This is a genomic window from Halomonas aestuarii (assembly GCF_001886615.1).
In the GTDB taxonomy this organism is placed as follows: domain Bacteria; phylum Pseudomonadota; class Gammaproteobacteria; order Pseudomonadales; family Halomonadaceae; genus Halomonas; species Halomonas aestuarii.
The window spans coordinates 2,113,005-2,131,232 of sequence record NZ_CP018139.1 but is presented as its reverse complement, the minus strand read 5'-3'; the positions used below and the strand labels follow the sequence as shown (position 1 = coordinate 2,131,232).

At 69.8% G+C, this 18,228-nt stretch carries 22 protein-coding genes; 7 read left to right on the top strand and 15 right to left on the bottom strand.

Features of this window, described 5'->3' with window-relative positions; genetic code table 11:
* Positions 1-166 precede the first annotated feature (166 nt).
* The 8 genes from trpS to radC form a co-directional block, all read right to left on the bottom strand.
* Positions 167-1,192 carry a tryptophan--tRNA ligase gene (trpS, locus tag BOX17_RS09945; RefSeq protein ID WP_071944146.1) on the bottom strand — a complete coding sequence of 342 codons (1,026 nt, stop codon included), beginning with the start codon at positions 1,190-1,192 and terminating at the stop codon, positions 167-169.
* A 248-nt stretch (positions 1,193-1,440) separates the two neighbouring features.
* Positions 1,441-2,556 carry an alanine dehydrogenase gene (ald, locus tag BOX17_RS09940; RefSeq protein ID WP_071944144.1) on the bottom strand — a complete coding sequence of 372 codons (1,116 nt, stop codon included), beginning with the start codon at positions 2,554-2,556 and terminating at the stop codon, positions 1,441-1,443.
* A 165-nt stretch (positions 2,557-2,721) separates the two neighbouring features.
* A complete protein-coding gene (locus BOX17_RS09935) occupies positions 2,722-3,042 on the bottom strand; it encodes a putative signal transducing protein (RefSeq protein WP_071944142.1) in 321 nt (106 codons plus the stop codon).
* 9 nt (positions 3,043-3,051) lie between these two features.
* The gene (locus tag BOX17_RS09930) at positions 3,052-4,245 is read right to left on the bottom strand and encodes a class I SAM-dependent rRNA methyltransferase (RefSeq protein ID WP_071944140.1); all 1,194 of its coding nucleotides are present in this window, start codon (positions 4,243-4,245) and stop codon (positions 3,052-3,054) included.
* 31 nt (positions 4,246-4,276) lie between these two features.
* Positions 4,277-5,101, bottom strand: a complete 825-nt coding sequence (gene mutM, locus BOX17_RS09925; RefSeq protein WP_071944138.1) for a bifunctional DNA-formamidopyrimidine glycosylase/DNA-(apurinic or apyrimidinic site) lyase — start codon at positions 5,099-5,101, stop codon at positions 4,277-4,279.
* A 93-nt stretch (positions 5,102-5,194) separates the two neighbouring features.
* Positions 5,195-5,350, bottom strand: coding sequence for a 50S ribosomal protein L33 (gene rpmG, locus BOX17_RS09920; protein ID WP_071944136.1), 156 nt, complete (start codon positions 5,348-5,350; stop codon positions 5,195-5,197).
* A 25-nt stretch (positions 5,351-5,375) separates the two neighbouring features.
* Positions 5,376-5,612 (bottom strand): 50S ribosomal protein L28, encoded by a 237-nt coding sequence (gene rpmB / locus BOX17_RS09915; protein WP_071944134.1) that lies wholly within the window; start codon positions 5,610-5,612, stop codon positions 5,376-5,378.
* A 313-nt stretch (positions 5,613-5,925) separates the two neighbouring features.
* Complete coding sequence (gene radC, locus BOX17_RS09910) at positions 5,926-6,600, bottom strand: RadC family protein (protein ID WP_071944132.1); 675 nt, start codon at positions 6,598-6,600, stop codon at positions 5,926-5,928.
* Positions 6,601-6,711: 111 nt separating this feature from the next.
* Here radC and coaBC point away from each other — a divergent pair, with 111 nt between their 5' ends.
* Genes coaBC through slmA form a run of 5 tightly spaced genes read left to right on the top strand, consistent with a single transcriptional unit; the run spans position 6,712 to position 11,554 of the window.
* A complete protein-coding gene (coaBC, locus tag BOX17_RS09905; protein ID WP_071944130.1) occupies positions 6,712-8,022 on the top strand; it encodes a bifunctional phosphopantothenoylcysteine decarboxylase/phosphopantothenate--cysteine ligase CoaBC in 1,311 nt (436 codons plus the stop codon).
* A 22-nt stretch (positions 8,023-8,044) separates the two neighbouring features.
* Entirely contained in the window at positions 8,045-8,512 is a 468-nt protein-coding gene (gene dut, locus BOX17_RS09900) for a dUTP diphosphatase (RefSeq protein ID WP_071944128.1), read from the top strand.
* A gap of 31 nt (positions 8,513-8,543) precedes the next feature.
* Positions 8,544-9,932 carry a phosphomannomutase/phosphoglucomutase gene (locus tag BOX17_RS09895; RefSeq protein ID WP_071944126.1) on the top strand — a complete coding sequence of 463 codons (1,389 nt, stop codon included), beginning with the start codon at positions 8,544-8,546 and terminating at the stop codon, positions 9,930-9,932.
* A gap of 40 nt (positions 9,933-9,972) precedes the next feature.
* On the top strand, positions 9,973-10,890 hold the full coding sequence (gene argB / locus BOX17_RS09890; protein WP_071944124.1) for an acetylglutamate kinase: 918 nt from the start codon (positions 9,973-9,975) through the stop codon (positions 10,888-10,890).
* Positions 10,891-10,942: 52 nt separating this feature from the next.
* Complete coding sequence (slmA, locus tag BOX17_RS09885) at positions 10,943-11,554, top strand: nucleoid occlusion factor SlmA (RefSeq protein WP_071944122.1); 612 nt, start codon at positions 10,943-10,945, stop codon at positions 11,552-11,554.
* Positions 11,555-11,658: 104 nt separating this feature from the next.
* On the opposite strand, the gene rpoH is transcribed toward slmA, so the two are convergent.
* The 4 genes from rpoH to ftsY form a co-directional block, all read right to left on the bottom strand.
* Positions 11,659-12,525, bottom strand: a complete 867-nt coding sequence (rpoH, locus tag BOX17_RS09880; protein WP_071944120.1) for an RNA polymerase sigma factor RpoH — start codon at positions 12,523-12,525, stop codon at positions 11,659-11,661.
* Positions 12,526-12,644: 119 nt separating this feature from the next.
* Positions 12,645-13,616, bottom strand: coding sequence for a permease-like cell division protein FtsX (gene ftsX / locus BOX17_RS09875; protein WP_071944118.1), 972 nt, complete (start codon positions 13,614-13,616; stop codon positions 12,645-12,647).
* Positions 13,613-14,281 (bottom strand): cell division ATP-binding protein FtsE, encoded by a 669-nt coding sequence (ftsE, locus tag BOX17_RS09870; protein WP_071944116.1) that lies wholly within the window; start codon positions 14,279-14,281, stop codon positions 13,613-13,615. The genes ftsX and ftsE overlap by 4 nt, the downstream gene beginning before the upstream one ends.
* Complete coding sequence (gene ftsY / locus BOX17_RS09865; protein ID WP_071944114.1) at positions 14,278-15,555, bottom strand: signal recognition particle-docking protein FtsY; 1,278 nt, start codon at positions 15,553-15,555, stop codon at positions 14,278-14,280. The genes ftsE and ftsY overlap by 4 nt, the downstream gene beginning before the upstream one ends.
* 90 nt (positions 15,556-15,645) lie before the next feature.
* Between ftsY and rsmD the strand changes: the two genes are divergently transcribed.
* Positions 15,646-16,308, top strand: coding sequence for a 16S rRNA (guanine(966)-N(2))-methyltransferase RsmD (gene rsmD, locus BOX17_RS09860; protein WP_071944112.1), 663 nt, complete (start codon positions 15,646-15,648; stop codon positions 16,306-16,308).
* An 84-nt stretch (positions 16,309-16,392) separates the two neighbouring features.
* Complete coding sequence (locus BOX17_RS09855; RefSeq protein WP_071944110.1) at positions 16,393-16,584, top strand: cell division protein ZapB; 192 nt, start codon at positions 16,393-16,395, stop codon at positions 16,582-16,584.
* Positions 16,585-16,592: 8 nt separating this feature from the next.
* On the opposite strand, the gene rimI is transcribed toward BOX17_RS09855, so the two are convergent.
* Genes rimI through BOX17_RS09840 form a run of 3 tightly spaced genes read right to left on the bottom strand, consistent with a single transcriptional unit; the run spans position 16,593 to position 18,185 of the window.
* The gene (rimI, locus tag BOX17_RS09850; protein ID WP_244272127.1) at positions 16,593-17,066 is read right to left on the bottom strand and encodes a ribosomal protein S18-alanine N-acetyltransferase; all 474 of its coding nucleotides are present in this window, start codon (positions 17,064-17,066) and stop codon (positions 16,593-16,595) included.
* Positions 17,044-17,877, bottom strand: coding sequence for a hypothetical protein (locus BOX17_RS09845; RefSeq protein ID WP_071944108.1), 834 nt, complete (start codon positions 17,875-17,877; stop codon positions 17,044-17,046). Before BOX17_RS09845 ends, rimI begins: the two co-directional genes overlap by 23 nt.
* Positions 17,874-18,185: a BolA family protein gene (locus BOX17_RS09840; RefSeq protein WP_071944106.1), complete on the bottom strand. Its 312-nt coding sequence runs from the start codon at positions 18,183-18,185 to the stop codon at positions 17,874-17,876. The genes BOX17_RS09845 and BOX17_RS09840 overlap by 4 nt, the downstream gene beginning before the upstream one ends.
* Positions 18,186-18,228: the final 43 nt, after the last annotated feature.

The window sequence follows — 18,228 nt, the reverse complement described above, 5'->3', positions numbered from 1 at the left end:
CTCCTCCAGGATCGTCCGGGCCGGGCCCGGGAAAGAAGCGCAGCCTAACGAATCCCGACAAGAACGGGAAATCATCAGTTGGATGATTTTCATTCGATTCGGCAATAAAAGGGGCCGAGCCCCAAGGGGGCCCGGCCCGTGACCATGGGCGTCACCCGGACGACGCCTAGACGAAGCGACCGAGACCCGCCGCCTGGCGCAGGCGGTCCATGAAGGGCGCCGCCTCGGCCCGGGCCCGCTCGGCGCCCTGGAGCAGCACCTGTTCGATGTGGCCGGGGTCCTCCATCAGCGCCTGGTAGCGCTCACGGGGCTCACGCAACTGCTCGTTGAGGAGCTCGAAGACGCGGTTCTTGGCCTCGCCCCAGCCGATGCCGTTGGCGTACTCGGTGCGCATGGCCTCGGTCTCGTCGGGTGTCGCGAAGGCCGAATAGATCTGGAAGAGGGTGCAGGTCGACGGGTCCTTGGGCTCGCCGGGCTCCAGGGAATTGGTCTTGATCTTGCGGACCAGCTTCAGCAGCTTCTTCTCCGAGACGAACAGCGGGATGGTGTTGTTGTAGCTCTTGGACATCTTGCGTCCATCGAGGCCGCCCAGCACCTCCACCCGCTCGTCCACCACCGCATCGGGCTGGGTGAAGTACTGCCCCTTGTAGAGGTGGTTGAAGCGTCCGGCGATGTCGCGCGCCATCTCGATGTGCTGGATCTGGTCGCGCCCCACCGGCACCTTGTGGGCATTGAACATCAGGATGTCGGCCGCCATGAGCACCGGGTAGCCGAACAGCCCCATGGTGATGCCCTTGTCCGGGTCCTGGTTGCCGGCGGCCTCGTTCTCGGCCACCGCCGCCTTGTAGGCATGCGCCCGGTTCATCAGGCCCTTGGCGCAGACGCAGGAGAGCATCCAGGTCAGCTCCGTAATCTCCGGCACGTCCGACTGGCGGTAGAAGATGGCGTTGTCGGTATCCAGCCCCAGCGCCAGCCAGGTCGCCGCGATCTCCAGGCGCGACTCCTGGACGCGCCGCGGGTCCTGGCACTTGATCAGCGCATGCAGGTCGGCGAGGAAGTAGTAGGACTGGACGGTCGGGTCCTGGCTCGCGGCGATGGCGGGCTTGATCGCCCCCACGTAGTTGCCCAGGTGGGGCGTGCCGGTGGTGGTGATGCCGGTGAGAACGCGTGTCTTCTCGGAAGCTGCACTCATGGAAAGCGGACTCTGCTGTTCGGAAATGGCCGCCATGGTAACGCGAGGCCCCGGTCAAGGCGACCGGGGCGAGCAAGGCTTCCCTATCCGCGGCTTTACCGGCGACAGGGCCCGGGGTGCCGGACCATCGCGGAGGCGCTGTGCCCCCCCTCCCTGGGCGCTACCTTTTCCATCCCTGGAAAAGGACCTCCGCTTCGCCCTGTCGCCGGCGCCGCTCAGGCTCTCGGCCTCCAGCCAACGAGGCTGTCTTATTTCACCAGGCTGGCGGGATCGACGCTCTCCAGGCCGAAGGCGTCCGCCACTGCCTGGTAGGTCACCCGGCCGTCGTGGACGTTGAGGCCCGGCAGAAAGTGCGGGTCATCGGCCAGGGCCTGCTTCCAGCCCTTGTCGGCCAGCGCCGTGACGAAGGGCATGGTGGCGTTGGTCAGCGCCTGGGTGGAGGTGCGCGCCACGGCGCCGGGCATGTTGGCCACGCAGTAGTGCACGATCCCGTCGATGAGGTAGGTCGGGTCGGTATGGGTCGTGGCGCGGCTGGTCTCGAAGCAGCCGCCCTGGTCGATGGCCACGTCCACCAGCACGCTGCCCGGCTTCATCTCGGCGAGCATCTCGCGGGTGATCAGCTTGGGCGCCGCCGCCCCGGGGATCAGCACGGCGCCGACGATCAGGTCGCATTCACGGACCGCCTCATCGATGGCGTCGGCGGTGGAGAAGACGGTCTTCATGCGACCCTGGTAGCGGTCGTCGAGGGTCTCGAGGCGCGGAATGGACTTGTCGAGCACCGTGACCTCGGCCCCCAGGCCCAGCGCCATGCGGGCGGCGTTCTCGCCCACCACGCCGCCCCCGATGACGGCCACCTTGGCCGGGGCCACGCCGGGCACGCCGGGCAGCAGCACGCCGGCCCCGCCCTGGGCCTTCTCGAGGCTGTGGGCCCCCGCCTGCACGGCCATGCGGCCGGCCACGGTGCTCATCGGCGCCAGCAGCGGCAGCCCGCCCTGGCGATCCGTGACGGTCTCGTAGGCGATGCAGGTGGCGCCGCTCTTCATCAGGCCACGGGTCAGGGTCTCCTCGGCGGCCAGGTGCAGGTAGGTGAAGAGCGTCTGGCCGGCCGACAGGCGGGCGACCTCCTCGGCCTGGGGCTCCTTGACCTTGAGGATCAGCTCGGCCTCGCTCCAGACCTTCGCCACATCGGCCTCGAGGCTGGCACCGGCGGCCTCGTAGGCGGCGTCATGGAAGCCGGCGCCCTCGCCGGCCCCGGCCTGGACGGTGACCTGGTGGCCGCGGCCGACCAGTTCCCGTGCCCCGGAGGGGGTCAGGGCGACGCGATACTCGTGGTTCTTGATTTCCTTGGGCACGGCGATCTGCATGGCATCCTCCTGCGAACGGTTGCTGGGTAAGTGTTCTCCCCATTACAGCACAGGCAGTCGTTCCACGAAGCGTCCACAAGGAAGAACAAGAAATATCGACATATAAGGAGTTTTCAGCCAGAAAATCTTCTGCGGAGAAATGCCTCCACAGGAAACCCTGCCGCTTCACCGCTCGCGCGGGGCGCCGCAGTTCCAGCAGGTGTCGAAGGCGCCCTCGAGGCGCTCGCCGCACCCGGGGCAGGTCCAGGCCGGGCGGTCGCTGGTCCCTTCCAGGGCCTGGCGGATCAGCGACTCGGCCCGCTCACGATTGTGGGGCGCCACCCAGACCTCCGGCTCGCACTCCCCCAGGGGCAGCTCGCCGGCCCCGCCGCCGAGAGTGAGGTTGCGCAGTTCCGCCGGTATGCCGGCGGCGGTCAGCACGTTATATACGTGGCTGACCAGCAGCGCATTGGAATGGGCGAAGGCGCGAACGTAACCGGGCACCATCGCGGCGGCCTAGTCCCGGAAGACGCGGACGCCCAGCGCCTTCAGGTACGACGTCTCGGGAATCGCCGGATGCACCGGATGGTCCGGTCCCTGATGGCCCTGGAAGAGGATCTGGCCCTGGCGGTCCTGATGGCGGATCGCGCCGCGCACCACGTCCACCAGGCGCTCCGGGGCCAGGTGCATGGAGCAGGACGCCGAGAGCAGCAGGCCGTCGCGGCCGAGCAGGCGCATCGCCTCGCGGTTGAGCTTGCCGTAGGCCCGCTCGCCGTTGGGGATGTCCTTGCGCTTGCGGATGAAGGCCGGCGGGTCGAGGATCACCACGTCGAACTCCTCCCCCTCGGCCTTGAGGGCGGCGAGCACCTCGAAGGCATCGCCCTCGCCCACCGCCACCTGCTCGTGCAGGCCGTTGAGGGCCGCGTTCTCGGCGACCCGCTCCAGTGCCGCGCCGGAAGCATCCACGCAGAGCACCTCGCGGGCACCGCTGGCGGCGGCCTGCACCCCCCAGCCCCCGACGTAGCTGAACAGGTCCAGCACCCGCTTGCCGGCCACCAGGCCATTGAGCCAGGTGCGATTGACCCGGTGGTCGTAGAACCAGCCGGTCTTCTGGCCGTCGAGCACCGGCGCCACGAAGCGCACGCCGTTCTCCTCCAGCAGCACCTGGTCGGGCAGCTCGCCCTTCACCACCTCGACGCTCGCCTCAAGGCCCTCCTGGCGACGTCCGCTGGTGTCGTTGCGGAACACCACGGCCGCGGGCGAGAGCACCTTGTCCAGGGCATCCAGCAGCTCCTCGGCCACGGCCTGCATGCCGGCGGTATTGAGCTGCACCACGACGACATCCCCGAAGCGGTCGATGACCAGCCCCGGCAGCAGGTCGCCCTCGCCGTGCACCAGGCGATAGAAGGGCTTGTCGAAGAGCCGCTGGCGCAGGGCCAGGGCCTGGTTCAGGCGATGGACCAGAAGCGAGCGGTCCAGCCCCTGCGCCGGGTCGCGGGAGACCATCCGCGCGCAGATCAGCGAATGCGGATTGACATAGGCCACCCCCATGGCCTTGCCGTTGGCCGCCTCGACCACCACCTGCGCGCCGGGGGCGAGGTCCTTGAGCGGCGTGGCCTGGATATCGATCTCGTTGGAGTAGAGCCACAGGTGGCCCGCCTTGAGGCGACGGTCGGCATGCTTCTTCAGGCGCAGTGTGTGCTGGGTCATGAGGGGTCTCGCAGGGAAATGAGGGAATCGATCAGGTCTGGCACTGGCCGCAGAACACGCTGGCCCGCTGCCCCAGCTTCACCAGGCGCAGCTCGGCGCCGCAGCGCCGGCAGGGCTGGCCATCGCGGCCATAGACGTTGAGTCGCTGCTTGAAATAGCCGGGCTCGCCGGTGCCACCGACGAAGTCGCGCAGGGTGGTGCCGCCCTGGGTGATGGCGGCCGCCAGCACCTCGCGCACCGCGGCCGCGAGCCGGTCGAAACGCTCACGGGAGATGCGCCCGGCGGCCCGGCGAGGGTCGATGCCGGCCAGGAAGAGCGCCTCGGCGGCGTAGATGTTGCCTACGCCCACCACCACGGCATTGTCCATCAGGAAGGGCTTCACGGAGAGGCGCCGGCCCCGGGACAGGCGATAGAGACGCGCCCCGTCGAAGGCGTCGGACAGCGGCTCCGGCCCCAGCCGGGCCAGGCGCGGATCCGGCTCGCGACCCTCGGCGAGCCAGTCGACGAAGCCGAAGCGGCGCGGATCGTGGTAGCGAAGGATGCCACCGTCGTCGAGCACCAGATCGACATGGTCGTGCTTCTTGGGCAGCTCGCCCAGGCGCGCGAGCCGCAGGCTGCCGGACATGCCCAGGTGCCAGAGCAGGGTGCCCCCCGCCGGGGCCGACAGGGGCACCAGGAGGTACTTGGCGCGGCGGGAGAGCGTCCGGATCCGCGCCCCGACCAGGCGATCGACCAGGTCCGCCGGCACCGGCACGCGCAGGCGGGCCTGCCGGACGATCACCTCGGTGATCTCGCGGCCTTCCACATGGGGCGCGATTCCCCGGCGGGTGGTCTCGACTTCGGGCAGCTCGGGCATGGCTCGTCCGGAGGGGCGACAATACGCAAGAACCCGACCGTCGGGCCGGGTTCAGGCAGACAGGCTCGTGCCTGCGGTGGAAGCGACCAAGGCTTACTTGATCTTGCCTTCCTTGTACATCACGTGCTTGCGGATGGTCGGATCAAACATCTTCTTCTCGAGCTTGTCCGGGGTGTTCCGCTTGTTCTTGTCGGTGGTGTAGAAGTGGCCGGTACCGGCACTGGAAATCATTCTGATCTTGTCGCGCATGACGGATATCTCCCTGATGGAACGCTTAGACGGCGTCGCCGCGCTTGCGAATGTCGCCGAGCACCGCCTCGATGCCCTTCTTGTCGATGATGCGCATGCCCTTGGAGGAGACGCGCAGCTTGACGAAGCGCTTCTCGGACTCCACCCAGAAACGGTGGGAATGCAGATTCGGCACGAAACGACGGCGAGTCTTGCGCTGGGAGTGTGAAACGTTGTTACCAGTCACCGGGCGCTTGCCGGTAACCTGACATACTTTGGACATGAGAGCCTCCAACCGCTTGGCCAGGTGTTTAGACCTGAGTGTTCAAAACCTGTCGGGCAAACCGGGACGACCCCGTTGTCATTTGACCCAAGGGAATTCAAAGGCTGCACTTTATACCAGAGACCGCCACGTTCGGCAAGCGACGCGGCGATGATCCGATGAGGGCGTGGCATGGCCCCGCGGCACCGGCAGGTGGCGCGGCAGGCGGCGATGACAGGCGAGAGCCCCGTACCAAGGGGCCCAGCGCAGCCGGTGCGGCATTATAGCGACCCTCGAGCGGTTTTCCTATCATGATCCGCCCCCGATGACTCCCTCAGAGCCATCCCCGCTCTGCGAAGGAGACCACCTCCCCGTCTCCCACTACGAAATGGTCCAGCACGCGGACCTCGAAGAGCGCGAGCGCCTCGCGCAGCCGTTCGGTGATGCGCCGGTCGGCGTCACTGGGCTCGGCCACCCCCGAGGGGTGGTTGTGGGCGAAGATGACCGCCCCGGCGCCCAGCGCCAGGGCACGCCTTGCCACCTCGCGGGGATAGACCGAGGCGCTGTCCAGGGTGCCGCGGAACAGCGACTCGTAGCGAATCACCCGGTGCTGGCTGTCGAGGAAGAGGGCGGCGAACTCCTCGTGGCCGAGGTGGCGAAGCTTCGCGGCAAGATAGGCACGCACCAGCGAGGGTGACGTCAGCGCATGGCCGCGTTCCAGCTGGCTGGCGAGGTGGCGTCGCGACAGCTCCAGGGTGGCCTGGAGCTGCACGTAGGTGGCCATGCCCATGCCGCGCTCGGCGCAGAAGCGCGCCTGGTCGGCCTCGAGCAGCGGACGCAGCCCGCCGAAGGACGAGAGCAGGTCCCGCGCCAGGTCCACCGCCGAGCGTCCCGCCACGCCCACGCGCAGGAAGATCGCCAGCAGTTCCGCATCGGAGAGGGCCTCCACACCGAGGGCCAGCAGCTTCTCCCTGGGGCGCTCCCCTTCCGGCCAGTCGCGAATCGACATCCCGCTCTCCCTGCCCGACGTCCGTGAGTGTCAGTGTAGTCGGGCCCGCGGCTACGCAAGGTCGGGCGCCGATGGTAAGGTAGAAGGCCCGATTTCCGTTCGGATACCGCCATGTCATCACTGCCCGGCCCAGACAACAGCGGCCGCCCGAACGCGGGCCGCCGCATCCTGCTCGGCATCAGCGCCGGGATCGCCGCCTACAAGAGCGCCCAGCTCGCCCGTCTGCTCAAGCAGGCCGGCTGCGAGGTGCGCGTGGTCATGACCGAGGGCGCCCAGGCCTTCATCACCCCGCTGACGCTGCAGGCGCTGACCGGCGAGCCCGTGCGCACCTCGCTGCTCGACCCCGAGGCAGAGGCCGGCATGGGGCACATCGAGCTCGCCCGCTGGGCCGACACCATCCTGATCGCCCCGGCCACCGCCGACCTGATGGCGCGCCTCGCCCAGGGCCTCGCCGACGACCTGCTGACCACCCTGTGCCTGGCCAGCGAGGCCGAGAAGGTGATGGCCCCGGCCATGAACCAGGCCATGTGGCGCCATCCCGCCACTCGGCGCAATGCCGACCGCCTCGTCGAGGACGGCTGGCGGCTGCTGGGACCGGCCAGCGGCGACCAGGCCTGCGGCGACGTGGGCCCGGGTCGCATGCTGGAGCCCGAGGCGATCCTGGCGGCGCTGCTGCCCGGGGCGCCCGGTGCCGCGCCCTCCTCCATGGCGTCCCACGACACGCCGGTCGAGTCGCAAGCGTCGCGGGAGGCCGACGGCCTGACCGTGACCATCACCGCCGGCCCCACCCGGGAGCCGCTGGACCCGGTGCGCTACCTCTCCAACCACAGCTCCGGCAAGATGGGCTATGCCCTGGCCGCCGCCGCCGCCTCGCTCGGGGCCCGGGTGCGGCTCATCAGCGGCCCGGTGGCCCTGGCCACCCCGCCGGGCGTCGAGCGCATCGATGTGGAGACCGCCCGGGAGATGCACGAGGCCGCCCAGCGGCTGGCCCGCGACAGCGACCTCTTCATCGGCTGCGCCGCCGTCGCCGACTACCGCGCCGAGACGGCCGCCGAGCACAAGATCAAGAAGGCCGACGGCGAGGAGGGACTCACCCTGCGCCTGGTGAAGAACCCCGACATCATTGCCGCGGTGGCGGCCCTGGCGGAACGCCCCTTCGTGGTGGGATTCGCCGCCGAGACCCGCGACCTCGAGGCCTATGCCCGGGACAAGCTGACCCGCAAGGGGCTGGACATGATCGTCGCCAACGACGTCTCGAGCCCCGAGATCGGCTTCGGCACCGATCACAATGCCGCCCTGCTGCTGTGGCGGGACGGCGACGCCGAGGCCCGCGAGAGCCTGGCCCCCCAGCCCAAGGCCCGGCTCGCCCTGGCGGTGATGCAGCGCGCCCTGGCCTGCCTGCCGTCACGCCGCACCCCCTGACACCGCACCCCGAGGAGTCCCGATGTCTCTCGCCCCCGAACGCCCGCGCCTCGCCGTCAAGCTGCTCGATGAGCGCCTGCGTGACGTGATGCCCCACTACGCCACCGACGGCTCCGCCGGCATGGACCTGCGCGCCCTGCTCGACGCCCCGCTGACCCTGGCGCCCGGGCAGTGCGAGCTGGTCCGCACCGGGCTCGCCATCCATATCGCCGACCCAGGGCTCGCCGGGATGATCCTGCCCCGCTCGGGCCTGGGCCACAAGCATGGCATCGTGCTGGGCAACCTGGTGGGCCTGATCGATTCCGACTACCAGGGCGAGCTGATGATCTCCACATGGAACCGTGGCGACGCGCCCTTCACCATCGAGCCCTTCGAGCGGCTGGCACAGTATGTGCTTGTCCCCGTGGTGCAGGCCGAGCTCGAGATCGTCGACGACTTCGACACCAGCCGCCGGGGCGCCGGCGGCTTCGGCAGCTCGGGCCGGCACTGAGCCACTCGCATCACCACAACGGACTGACCCCATGACCACAGAGACCGTACCCGCCTCCATCTTCCGTGCCTACGACATCCGCGGCATCGTCGATGACACCCTGACCGAGGCCTCCGTCGAGCAGATCGGCCGCGCCATCGGCAGCGAGGCCCGTGCCCGCGGCGAATCCACCGTGGTCGTCGCCCGCGACGGCCGTCTCTCGGGCCCGCGCCTCCTCGCGGCCCTGACCCGCGGCCTGACGTCGTCGGGATGCGACGTCGTCGACATCGGCATGGTGCCCACCCCGGTGCTGTACTACGCCACCCACGTGCTCGAGGGCACTTCCTCCGGCGTCATGGTCACCGGCAGCCACAACCCCCCGGACTACAACGGCTTCAAGATCGTGCTGGGCGGCGAGACACTCTCCGGCGAGGCCATCACCGCGCTGCACACCCGCCTCGCGACGGGCGACCTCACCAAGGGCCAGGGCCGCTCACACCAGGAGGACGTGCGTGACGCCTACCTCGAACGCATCCTCGGCGACGTCACCCTCGCCCGCCCGATCAAGGCGGTGGTCGACTGCGGCAACGGCGTGGCCGGCGAGCTCGGCCCGGCGCTGGTCGAGCGCCTCGGCGCCGAGACGATTCCGCTGTTCGCCGAGATCGACGGCACCTTCCCCAACCACCATCCGGACCCGGGCAAGCCCGAGAACCTGAAGGACCTGATCCGCACCGTCCAGGAAACCGGCGCCGACATCGGCCTGGCCTTCGACGGCGACGGCGACCGCCTCGGCGTGATTACCCCGAGCGGCAAGCTGATCTACCCCGACCACCTGCTGATGGCCTTCGCCGAGGACATGCTGTCGCGCAATCGCGACGCCCGCGTGATCTTCGACGTCAAGTGCACCGGCAACCTGACCCGGGTGATCGAGGAAGCGGGCGGCACGCCCGAGATGTGGCGCACCGGCCACTCGCTGATCAAGGCCCGCATGAAGGAGACCGGGGCCCTGCTGGCCGGCGAGATGAGCGGCCATATCTTCTTTCAGGAGCGCTGGTACGGCTTCGACGACGGCCTCTACGCCGCGGCCCGACTGCTCGAGATCCTCTCGAAGCAGGGTGACGACGCCGACACCTTCTTCGCCCGCTACCCCCAGGACCTCGGCACCCCCGAGATCAACATTGCCGTGACCGACGAGACCAAGTTCGCCCTGGTGGACCGGCTCGCGCGGGAGGGAGACTTCGGCGACGATGGCATCAAGACCACCCTGGACGGCATCCGCGTCGACTACCCGGACGGCTGGGGCCTGTGCCGCGCCTCCAACACCACGCCGGTGCTGGTGCTGCGCTTCGAGGGCAAGGACGAGGCGGCGCTGAAGCGCATCCGCGCCCGTTTCGCCGACGCCCTCAGTCAGGTGTCGCCCGAGCTCGAACTGCCCCTCTGAAGGGCGGTTCACCAAACGAACCAAGAAGACGGAACCCGACATGACCGAACAGACCCGCGACCCGCGCCTGGTGGTGGAGGTGCTGTCGGAGGCACTGCCCTACATCCAGCGCTTCTCCGGCAAGACCGTGGTGGTGAAGTACGGCGGCAACGCCATGACCGAGGACACCCTGATCGACTCCTTCGCCCGCGACATGGTGCTGATGAAGGAGGTCGGCATCAATCCGGTGGTGGTGCATGGCGGGGGCCCCCAGATCGGCGAGCTGCTGGCCAAGCTCAACATCGAGTCGCGCTTCGTCAACGGCATGCGGGTCACCGACGCCGAGACCATGGACGTGGTGGAGATGGTGCTCGGCGGCCTGGTCAACAAGGGGATCGTCAACCTGATCAACCAGTGCGGCGGCAAGGCCATCGGCCTGACCGGCAAGGACGGCGCCCAGATCCGGGCGCGGCAGCTCAAGGTGGAACACCAGAGCCCGGAGATGACCGCGCCGGAGATCATCGACATCGGCCATGTGGGAGAGGTGGAGCACATCTCCACCGACCTGATCGAGATGCTGGCGGCCCGCGACTTCATCCCGGTGATCGCCCCCATCGGGGTGGACGAGAAGGGCCACAGCTACAACATCAACGCCGACCTGGTGGCCGGCAAGGTGGCCGAGGCCCTGGATGCCGAGAAGCTGATGCTGCTGACCAACGTGTCCGGCCTGATGAACGCCGAGGGCGAGGTGCTCACCGGGCTCTCCACCGGCCAGGTGGACGCCCTGATCGCCGACGGCACCATCCATGGCGGCATGCTGCCGAAGATCCGCTGCGCTCTCGACGCCGTGAAGGGCGGCGTCAAGAGCGCCCATATCATCGACGGCCGGGTGCCCCATGCCACCCTGCTGGAGATCTTTACCAACGCCGGGGTGGGCACACTGATCACCGACATCCCGCAGGAACCGAACGCCGGCTGACCCTCTCAGGGGGGCCGGCCCCGATCCACCCGACCGACAAGAAAATAACGACATGACGCAGGAAACACCCACCCCCAGCCGCCGCGAGCAGATCCTGCAGGGCCTCGCGCTGATGCTGGAAGAAGACAGCGGCAAGCGCATCACCGTGGCCGCCCTGGCCCGCCAGGTCGGCGTCTCGGAGGCGGCGCTCTATCGCCACTTCCCCAGCAAGGCGCGCATGTTCGAGGGCCTGATCGCGTTCATCGAGGAGAGCCTCTTCGAGCGCATCGGCCGGATCCTCGACGAGGTGCCCGAAGCGGTGCCGCGATGCGGCCAGATCCTCACCCTGGTGCTGGCCTTCGCAGAGAAGAACCCGGGCCTCTCGCGCCTGCTCGGCGGCGACGCCCTGACCGGCGAGACGGCAAGGCTCAGGCTGCGCATCCATCAGCTCTTCGAGCGCCTGGAGACCCAGCTCAAGCAGGTGCTGCGCGAGGCCGAACTTCGCGAGGGGCGCCGCCCCACCCTGCCGGTCTCCGCCGCCGCCAACCTGATGCTGGCCCAGCTCGAGGGGCAGATCTCGCGCTACGTGCGCAGCGACTTTCGCCATCGCCCCACCGAGTACTGGGACGACCAGTGGGCGCTGCTCTCGGCGCAGCTGCTGCGCGAGGTCCCCCAGACGGCCTGAGGAAGGGCGCGGTCAGAACGCACGAAGCCCCGGCCAGCGGCCGGGGCTTCGTCATCGGGGCTTTATATAAGGGCTTTCAAACGAGCGGTCAGGCGAGGAAGGGATCAGGCCGCCAGGGCATCCCCGATCTGCTGGCGGATCTTCTTCATGGCGTTCTTCTCGAGCTGGCGGATGCGCTCGGCGGAGACGCCGTAGACGTCGGCCAGCTCGTGCAGGGTGGCCTTGCCATCCCCGAGCCAGCGTCGCTGCAGGATGTCCCGGGAGCGCTCGTCGAGAGACTCGAGGGCTTCCTGCAGGCGATGGGTGGAGTCCTGCTCCCAGTCGCTGTCCTCGAGCTGGGTGGCCGGGTCGGCGCTGGCATCGTCGAGGAAGTGCACCGGTGCCTGGTAGGCGGACTCGTCGTCCTCCCCCGGCGAGGCATCGAAGCCGGCGTCATGGGCCGACAGGCGACCCTCCATCTCGCGCACCACCTCGGGCTTGACGTCCAGGTCCTTGGCGATGGCCTCCACCTCGTCGCTGTTCAGCCAGGCCAGGCGCTTCTTGGCGCCGCGCAGGTTAAAGAACAGCTTGCGCTGGGCCTTGGTCGTGGCGATCTTGACGATGCGCCAGTTGCGCAGCACGAACTCGTGGATCTCGGCCTTGATCCAGTGGACGGCGAAGGAGACCAGCCGCACCCCCTGGTTGGGGTCGAAGCGCTTGACGGCCTTCATCAGGCCGACGTTACCTTCCTGGATCAGGTCGGCCTGGGGCAGGCCGTAACCGGAGTAGCTGCGGGCGATATAGACGACGAAGCGCAGATGCGACAGCACCAGACGACGCGCCGCCTCGAGGTCCCCCTCGTCGTGCAGCCGATAGGCCAGATCCCGCTCCTCGTCGACGGTCAGCATGGGGATGCCGTTGACCGCCTGAATGTATCCGTTCAGGTCATGACCCGGGGAGAGTTGACCCACCGGCAGAAGACTGGTGCTCATGTGCAGGTTGTCTCCTTCAAAGCCCATAATGCTGTTCGTGGTCGCTGAATACGACGGCAAAGGCCGTGGAAAGTTCCGGGTTTAGCCAAAGGAGGCGAGGAATCGTCCGGCCTCCCGCCTCAGCGGGGCCGGATCTCCGCCAGGTGCCGATTCACGGCGATCCAGGCGCCCAGCCAGCCAAGTAGTGTACTACATGCCAGCAGCATTGTAGACCCTTCCGCCCCCAGCTGCGGCAGGTGGAAACTGGCCCCGTAGCTGGCGGCCAGCGCCGAGACCGGCGCCGAGAGCCAGTCGCTGCCCAGGCGCAGCAGGCCCCAGGCCAGCAGGCCACCACCCAGGCCAAACCAGGCCCCGCTGTAGAGGAAGGGGCGACGCACGAAGGCATGGGTGGCGCCGATCAGGGTGACCACCTCGATCTCCTGGCGACGACTCTCCACGGCCAGCCGGATGGTGTTGCCGACCACCAGCAGCACCCCCAGCGCGAACAGCACGCCCAGCGCCAGGGTGACGCGCTGCCCCAGCGCGGCCAGGTGACGAAGCCGCTCCAGCCAGGCGAGGTCCAGGCGCAGCTCGTCGACGCCGGGAACCGCCTCGAGGGCCTCGGCGAGCCGGCGCACCGCCTCGGGCGCGGGATCCGCGGGGCGCACCACCACGCTGGCCGGCAGCGGGTTCGTCTCGAGCCTCGCCAGGGCGTCCTCGAGCCCCAGCGCCTGCTGGAACTCGGCCATGCCCTCGGCGGCGGTGATCAGGCGGGTATCGGCCACGCCCGGCTGGGCGGCCAGGGCCTCTTCGATGCGTCCGGCCTCGGCCTCTCCGACGTCCTCGTCCAGATAGGCGGTGACGGTGGTGCTCTCCTCCAGCTCGGCGTCCAGCAGCCGGGCGCTGTCGAGGGCCAGCCACAGGCCGGCCGGCAGCACCAGGGCGATGGCGATGGCCAGCATGGTCAGCAGGCTGCCCACGGGCCGGCGCAGGAGCCGACGCGCACTGTCGACGGCCATGGCCCGGTGGTGACGACCCCAGGCGCGCCAGCGGACGCCGCTTCCCGGCCGGTGCGTGCGGGCCCCGCGGGGGGAGGCGTCGGGACGGCTCATGCGACCTCCTCGTCGGCCACCAGACGACCCTCGTGAAGGCGCAGGGTGCGGTGGCGCAGCCGGGCGATCAGGGCCAGGTCATGGCTGGCGACCATCACTGTGGTACCGATGCGGTTGAAGTCCTCGAACAGCGTCATGATGTCGGCGGAGAGCTGGGGGTCGAGGTTGCCGGTGGGTTCGTCGGCCAGCAGGAGCGCGGGCTTGTTGACCACCGCCCGGGCGATGCCGACCCGCTGCTGCTCGCCGCCGGAGAGCTCGATGGGCAGGGCAGCCTCGCGATGCAGCAGCCCCACCTTGTCCAGCGCGGCCCTCACCCGGCGGGCGACCTCGCGATGCTCCACGCCCTGGATCTCCAGGGGCAGCGCCACATTGTGGTAGATCGAGCGGTCGAAGAGCAGTTGGTGGTCCTGGAAGACCACGCCGATCTGGCGGCGATAGAAGGGAACCTGGCTGTGGTGCAGGCGATCGATGTCGTGGCCGGCCACCCGCACGCGGCCGCGGCTGGGCCGCTCCAGGCGCATGACCAGCCGCAGCAGCGAGCTCTTGCCGGCCCCGGAGTGGCCGGTCAGGAAGACCATCTCGCCGCGGCGCACGCGGAAGTCGATGTTGGCGAGCGCCTCGAAGCGCCCTCCGTAGCGCTTGCCGACGTGCTCGAAGGCGATCATGACCCGGACGCGTCCTGCTCACGATCGAACAGGGCATCGACGAACTCCTGCGCCACGAAGGGGCGCAGGTCATCCAGGGACTCGCCGACGCCAATGAAGCGGATCGGGGTGCCGAGCTGTCGCGCCAGGGCGAAGATGATGCCGCCCTTGGCCGTGCCGTCGAGCTTGGTCAGGGTCACGCCCGTGACCGGGACCGCCTCGTTGAAGGTCGAGGCCTGGGCGAGGGCGTTCTGGCCGGTCCCGGCATCGAGCACCAGCATCACCTCGTGGGGGGCGCTGGCGTCGACCTTGCCCATCACCCGGTGGACCTTCTTGAGCTCCTCCATCAGGTGGGCCTTGTTGTGCAGGCGCCCGGCGGTATCGGCGATCAGCACGTCCACCCCGCGCGCCCTGGCCGCCGAGAGCGCGTCGAAGATCACCGAGGCGCTGTCGGCACCGGTGTGCTGGGCGATCACCGGGACGTCATTGCGCTCGCCCCAGACCTTGAGCTGCTCCACGGCGGCCGCCCGGAAGGTGTCCCCGGCGGCCAGCATCACGCTGCGGCCGTCGCGCTGGAAGCGCTGGGTCAGCTTGCCGATGGTGGTGGTCTTGCCCACCCCGTTGACGCCGACCACCAGGATCACGAAGGGGCCCTCGCCCTTCGGCGGCAGGGCCAGGGGCCGGGTGACCGGCTCGAGCATCGCCGCCAGCTCCTCCTGCAGGGCACGATAGAGCGCCTGGGGATCCTTGAGCTCCTTGCGCGAGACCCGGTCGGCGAGCCGGTCGATGATGTCGGTGGTGGCCTCGATGCCCACGTCCGCCATCAGCAGCTGGGTCTCGAGTTCCTCCATCAGGTCGTCATCGATCTGCTTGCGCCCCATGAAGAGGTCGGCCAGGCCATCGGTGAAGTTGGCGCGGGTCTTGCCAAGCCCCGCGCGGATGCGGGCGAACCAGCCCTTCTTCTCGCTGGCCGGCTTCTCCTGCAGGGCGGCCCGGGCGGGCGCCGGTGCCGGCTCAGGCTCGGCAGCGACCGGCTCGGGCGCGACCTCCTCCGGCTCGACGGTCGACGCGCCCTCCTGCGCCGCTTGCTCGGCGGGCTCGGAGGCCGCCGCGGGCTCGGGGGACGGCGACGCCTCGTCGGACGCGCCCGGGGCCGTCTCGGCCTCGGCGAGGGCGTCGTCCTCCACGGCGGACTCCTCGGCCACCCCGTCCTCGTCCGACCGGCGCTCGGCCTCCTGTTCCGGCGTCGTCTGCTGCTCTTCCTGCTTCTTGTTGCGCTTGAGAAAACCGAACATGGGGGGATCACGCCTCACGGATGAACGAATCGCCACATCCTACCATCGCGCACCATGACTGTGGACAAGCCGACGGTTACAATCCGCCCCATGACACGCCGCCATCCTCCCTCCCGCAAGCCCCGCCGCCCGGCCTCCGGCGCCCCGACCAAGGGCCCGGGACGCCGGAACCCCGGACGGCTGCGCCTGATCGGTGGCGAATACCGCCGCCGACGGCTTCCCGTCCCCGACCACCCCGGCCTGCGCCCCACTCCCGACCGGGTGCGCGAGACCCTGTTCAACTGGCTCGCCGCCGCCACCCCCGGGGCCCGGGTCCTGGATCTCTTCGCGGGTACCGGGGCGCTGGGCCTGGAGGCCCTGTCGCGGGGCGCCCGGGAGGCGGTGTTCGTCGAGCGCGACCCGCGCGTGGCACGACAGCTGGCCGAGAACCTCGAGACCCTGGGCGCCACCGGCCGCAGCCAGCTGGTGACCGCGGAGGCCCAGGCCTTCCTGGCCGGCGCGCCCTCCCCCTTCTCGCTGGTCTTCCTCGACCCGCCGTTCCACCAGGGCCTCGCCGCGCCCTGCTGCGCCGCCCTGGAGGCGGGCTGGCTCGCCGACGACGCCATGGTCTACCTGGAGACCGAGTCGACGCTCGACCCGGAGGTGCCGGCGGGCTGGACGCTGCAGCGGGAGGTACGGGCCGGGGACAGCACCGGGCGGCTCTTCCATCGCCGGCACGGCGAGGGCCGGTCGCCCGACACAGACGGTTGCTGAGCCCCGGCCGCGGCGTTACGCTGCCCGACTGAAGGACCCCCACCGGGCACGGCCCGACCAGCAGGATGTTGTCAGGAGAACAGGATGAGCATCGAACTCTTCAACCAGCTCGAACAGAAGGTCTCCAGCGCCGTCGAGGCCCTGGAGTTGATGAGGATGGAAGCCGAGGAGCTGCGCGAGGAAAACGCCCGCCTGAAGCAGGAGCGCCAGGAGTGGGAACGTCGCCTCTCCGCCCTGCTGGGCAAGTTCGAGGAAGTCGAGACCACCAACAGCTGAGGTGGGCCTCAGGCCAGCGGGAGGGACATCAGCAGCGCATCCTCCCGACCCCGGCCGGCGAGCGGCGGATAGTAGCCGCGTCGCCGGCCGTCGTCGACGAACCCCGCCCCCCGATAGAGGGCAATGGCCGGGGCGTTGCCCGCCCTGACCTCGAGCAGCAGACGCTCGACCCGCCACGACCTTGCCGTCTCGATCACCGCCCCGAGCAGCCGTCCCGCCAGCCCCTGGCGGCGACAGTCCCCGGCCACCATGATGGCCTGAAGCTCCGCATCGAAGGGCAGCCTCGCCACCACCGCATGGCCCACCAGCCGCGCCCCGCGCTCGATGCCGAGCACCAGGGTGTCGGGGTCGACCAGCGCCGCCTCCAGCTGGCCCGGTGCCCAGGGATCGCCCTGGCCGTCCCGCTCCAGGGCCGCCAGCGCCGGCAGGTCATCGCCCCGCAGCGGGCGCAGCACCCCTTCAGTCGGGGTCATGCTCATCATGCAGGCCGTCCTGCCATGCCTGGCGCCAGCCGGCCATCATCGGCCAGAGCGCCCGCTTGGCCTCGGCGCTGCCCTCCAGCTCGCCCAGGTCGGGCCCCTGCCAGGCCGGCAGCGCCAGCAGCGGGCAGTGGCCCTCAGCCAGGCCCAGCAGGTCGTCGAGCACCGCGTCATGGCCGAACACCAGCAGCCGTTCCGGCACCCAGCCCCGCCGCCGGCGGCCGGCCAGGAAGGCCTGGAGCCCCTCCCCGGCCTCCTCGAGGGGCGCCTCCACCGGCAGCCCCTCCACCTGGGGCCAGCGAAAGGCCTCGAAGGGCGGCATCTGCTCGGGCACCACGCCGGCGGCCTGCAGCAGGTGGCGCAGCAGACGCGCCTCCGAGGCACCGGGGGACGCCTCCCGGGGCAGCAGGATCAGCCAGCGGCCATCCAGACACGCCACCTGCAGGGTGAAGCGCAGCGCCTCCCCGGGGGCCGTCGTCGGGCGCGTGGCGACCGACTGGTCGGAGGCGGCCTCCTCGGCGGCGGGCGCCATGTCACCGAGCAGAGCGCGCGCCTTGCCGGGGCCGGCCGGCGGACGATGGCGCGGCTCCGGGTCGGCGGGGGCCTCGCGGGGCGCGGTGGCCCGCGCCTCCGCGACCTCGTCGACCAGCGCATGCAGGCGCTCGCCCGGCGCCCGGGGCGCCGCGTCCCGGGACGCGGGCTCCTCCCACTCGGCTTCCTGCGTGGGCAGGGCATTGGGCAGGCGGTAGCGCGAGACCCAGGCCGTCAGGCCCATGGCCTCCAGGTACTGCAGGCGCTGGGGCTCGGGGGTCACGACGCGCCGCCGCCCCGGCAGTCGGGGGAATCGGGACGCGACCGGCCGCTGGCCTCCCACTCCTCGGGCGTGAAGAGGTGCAGGGCCAGGGCATGGACCGGGCCTGCCAGCTCATCGGCGAGCAGCGCATAGATCTGCTGGTGACGCTTGACCGGCATCAGCCCCTCGAGGCGGCGAGCGACCAGGGTGACCTTGAAGTGGGTCTCGGAGTTCGGCGGCACGTTGTGCCGGTGGCTCTCGTTCTCCACCGCCAGGAAGTCGGGCTCTAGGGCCTTGAGCTTGTCTTCGATAGTGTCCTGGGTGCTCATGTCGACGTCTCGATGATGGGTGTGTGAGGGTGCCATTGTACGC

What these genes read in the sequence shown, in the direction of transcription:
- trpS (WP_071944146.1), bottom strand. Translation starts at nt 1,192, where the DNA reads ATGAGTGCAGCTTCCGAGAAGACACGCGTTCTCACCGGCATCACCACC.
- ald (WP_071944144.1), bottom strand. Translation starts at nt 2,556, where the DNA reads ATGCAGATCGCCGTGCCCAAGGAAATCAAGAACCACGAGTATCGCGTC.
- BOX17_RS09935 (WP_071944142.1), bottom strand. Translation starts at nt 3,042, where the DNA reads ATGGTGCCCGGTTACGTTCGCGCCTTCGCCCATTCCAATGCGCTGCTG.
- BOX17_RS09930 (WP_071944140.1), bottom strand. Translation starts at nt 4,245, where the DNA reads ATGACCCAGCACACACTGCGCCTGAAGAAGCATGCCGACCGTCGCCTC.
- mutM (WP_071944138.1), bottom strand. Translation starts at nt 5,101, where the DNA reads ATGCCCGAGCTGCCCGAAGTCGAGACCACCCGCCGGGGAATCGCGCCC.
- rpmG (WP_071944136.1), bottom strand. Translation starts at nt 5,350, where the DNA reads ATGCGCGACAAGATCAGAATGATTTCCAGTGCCGGTACCGGCCACTTC.
- rpmB (WP_071944134.1), bottom strand. Translation starts at nt 5,612, where the DNA reads ATGTCCAAAGTATGTCAGGTTACCGGCAAGCGCCCGGTGACTGGTAAC.
- radC (WP_071944132.1), bottom strand. Translation starts at nt 6,600, where the DNA reads ATGTCGATTCGCGACTGGCCGGAAGGGGAGCGCCCCAGGGAGAAGCTG.
- coaBC (WP_071944130.1), top strand. Translation starts at nt 6,712, where the DNA reads ATGTCATCACTGCCCGGCCCAGACAACAGCGGCCGCCCGAACGCGGGC.
- dut (WP_071944128.1), top strand. Translation starts at nt 8,045, where the DNA reads ATGTCTCTCGCCCCCGAACGCCCGCGCCTCGCCGTCAAGCTGCTCGAT.
- BOX17_RS09895 (WP_071944126.1), top strand. Translation starts at nt 8,544, where the DNA reads ATGACCACAGAGACCGTACCCGCCTCCATCTTCCGTGCCTACGACATC.
- argB (WP_071944124.1), top strand. Translation starts at nt 9,973, where the DNA reads ATGACCGAACAGACCCGCGACCCGCGCCTGGTGGTGGAGGTGCTGTCG.
- slmA (WP_071944122.1), top strand. Translation starts at nt 10,943, where the DNA reads ATGACGCAGGAAACACCCACCCCCAGCCGCCGCGAGCAGATCCTGCAG.
- rpoH (WP_071944120.1), bottom strand. Translation starts at nt 12,525, where the DNA reads ATGAGCACCAGTCTTCTGCCGGTGGGTCAACTCTCCCCGGGTCATGAC.
- ftsX (WP_071944118.1), bottom strand. Translation starts at nt 13,616, where the DNA reads ATGAGCCGTCCCGACGCCTCCCCCCGCGGGGCCCGCACGCACCGGCCG.
- ftsE (WP_071944116.1), bottom strand. Translation starts at nt 14,281, where the DNA reads ATGATCGCCTTCGAGCACGTCGGCAAGCGCTACGGAGGGCGCTTCGAG.
- ftsY (WP_071944114.1), bottom strand. Translation starts at nt 15,555, where the DNA reads ATGTTCGGTTTTCTCAAGCGCAACAAGAAGCAGGAAGAGCAGCAGACG.
- rsmD (WP_071944112.1), top strand. Translation starts at nt 15,646, where the DNA reads ATGACACGCCGCCATCCTCCCTCCCGCAAGCCCCGCCGCCCGGCCTCC.
- BOX17_RS09855 (WP_071944110.1), top strand. Translation starts at nt 16,393, where the DNA reads ATGAGCATCGAACTCTTCAACCAGCTCGAACAGAAGGTCTCCAGCGCC.
- rimI (WP_244272127.1), bottom strand. Translation starts at nt 17,066, where the DNA reads ATGATGAGCATGACCCCGACTGAAGGGGTGCTGCGCCCGCTGCGGGGC.
- BOX17_RS09840 (WP_071944106.1), bottom strand. Translation starts at nt 18,185, where the DNA reads ATGAGCACCCAGGACACTATCGAAGACAAGCTCAAGGCCCTAGAGCCC.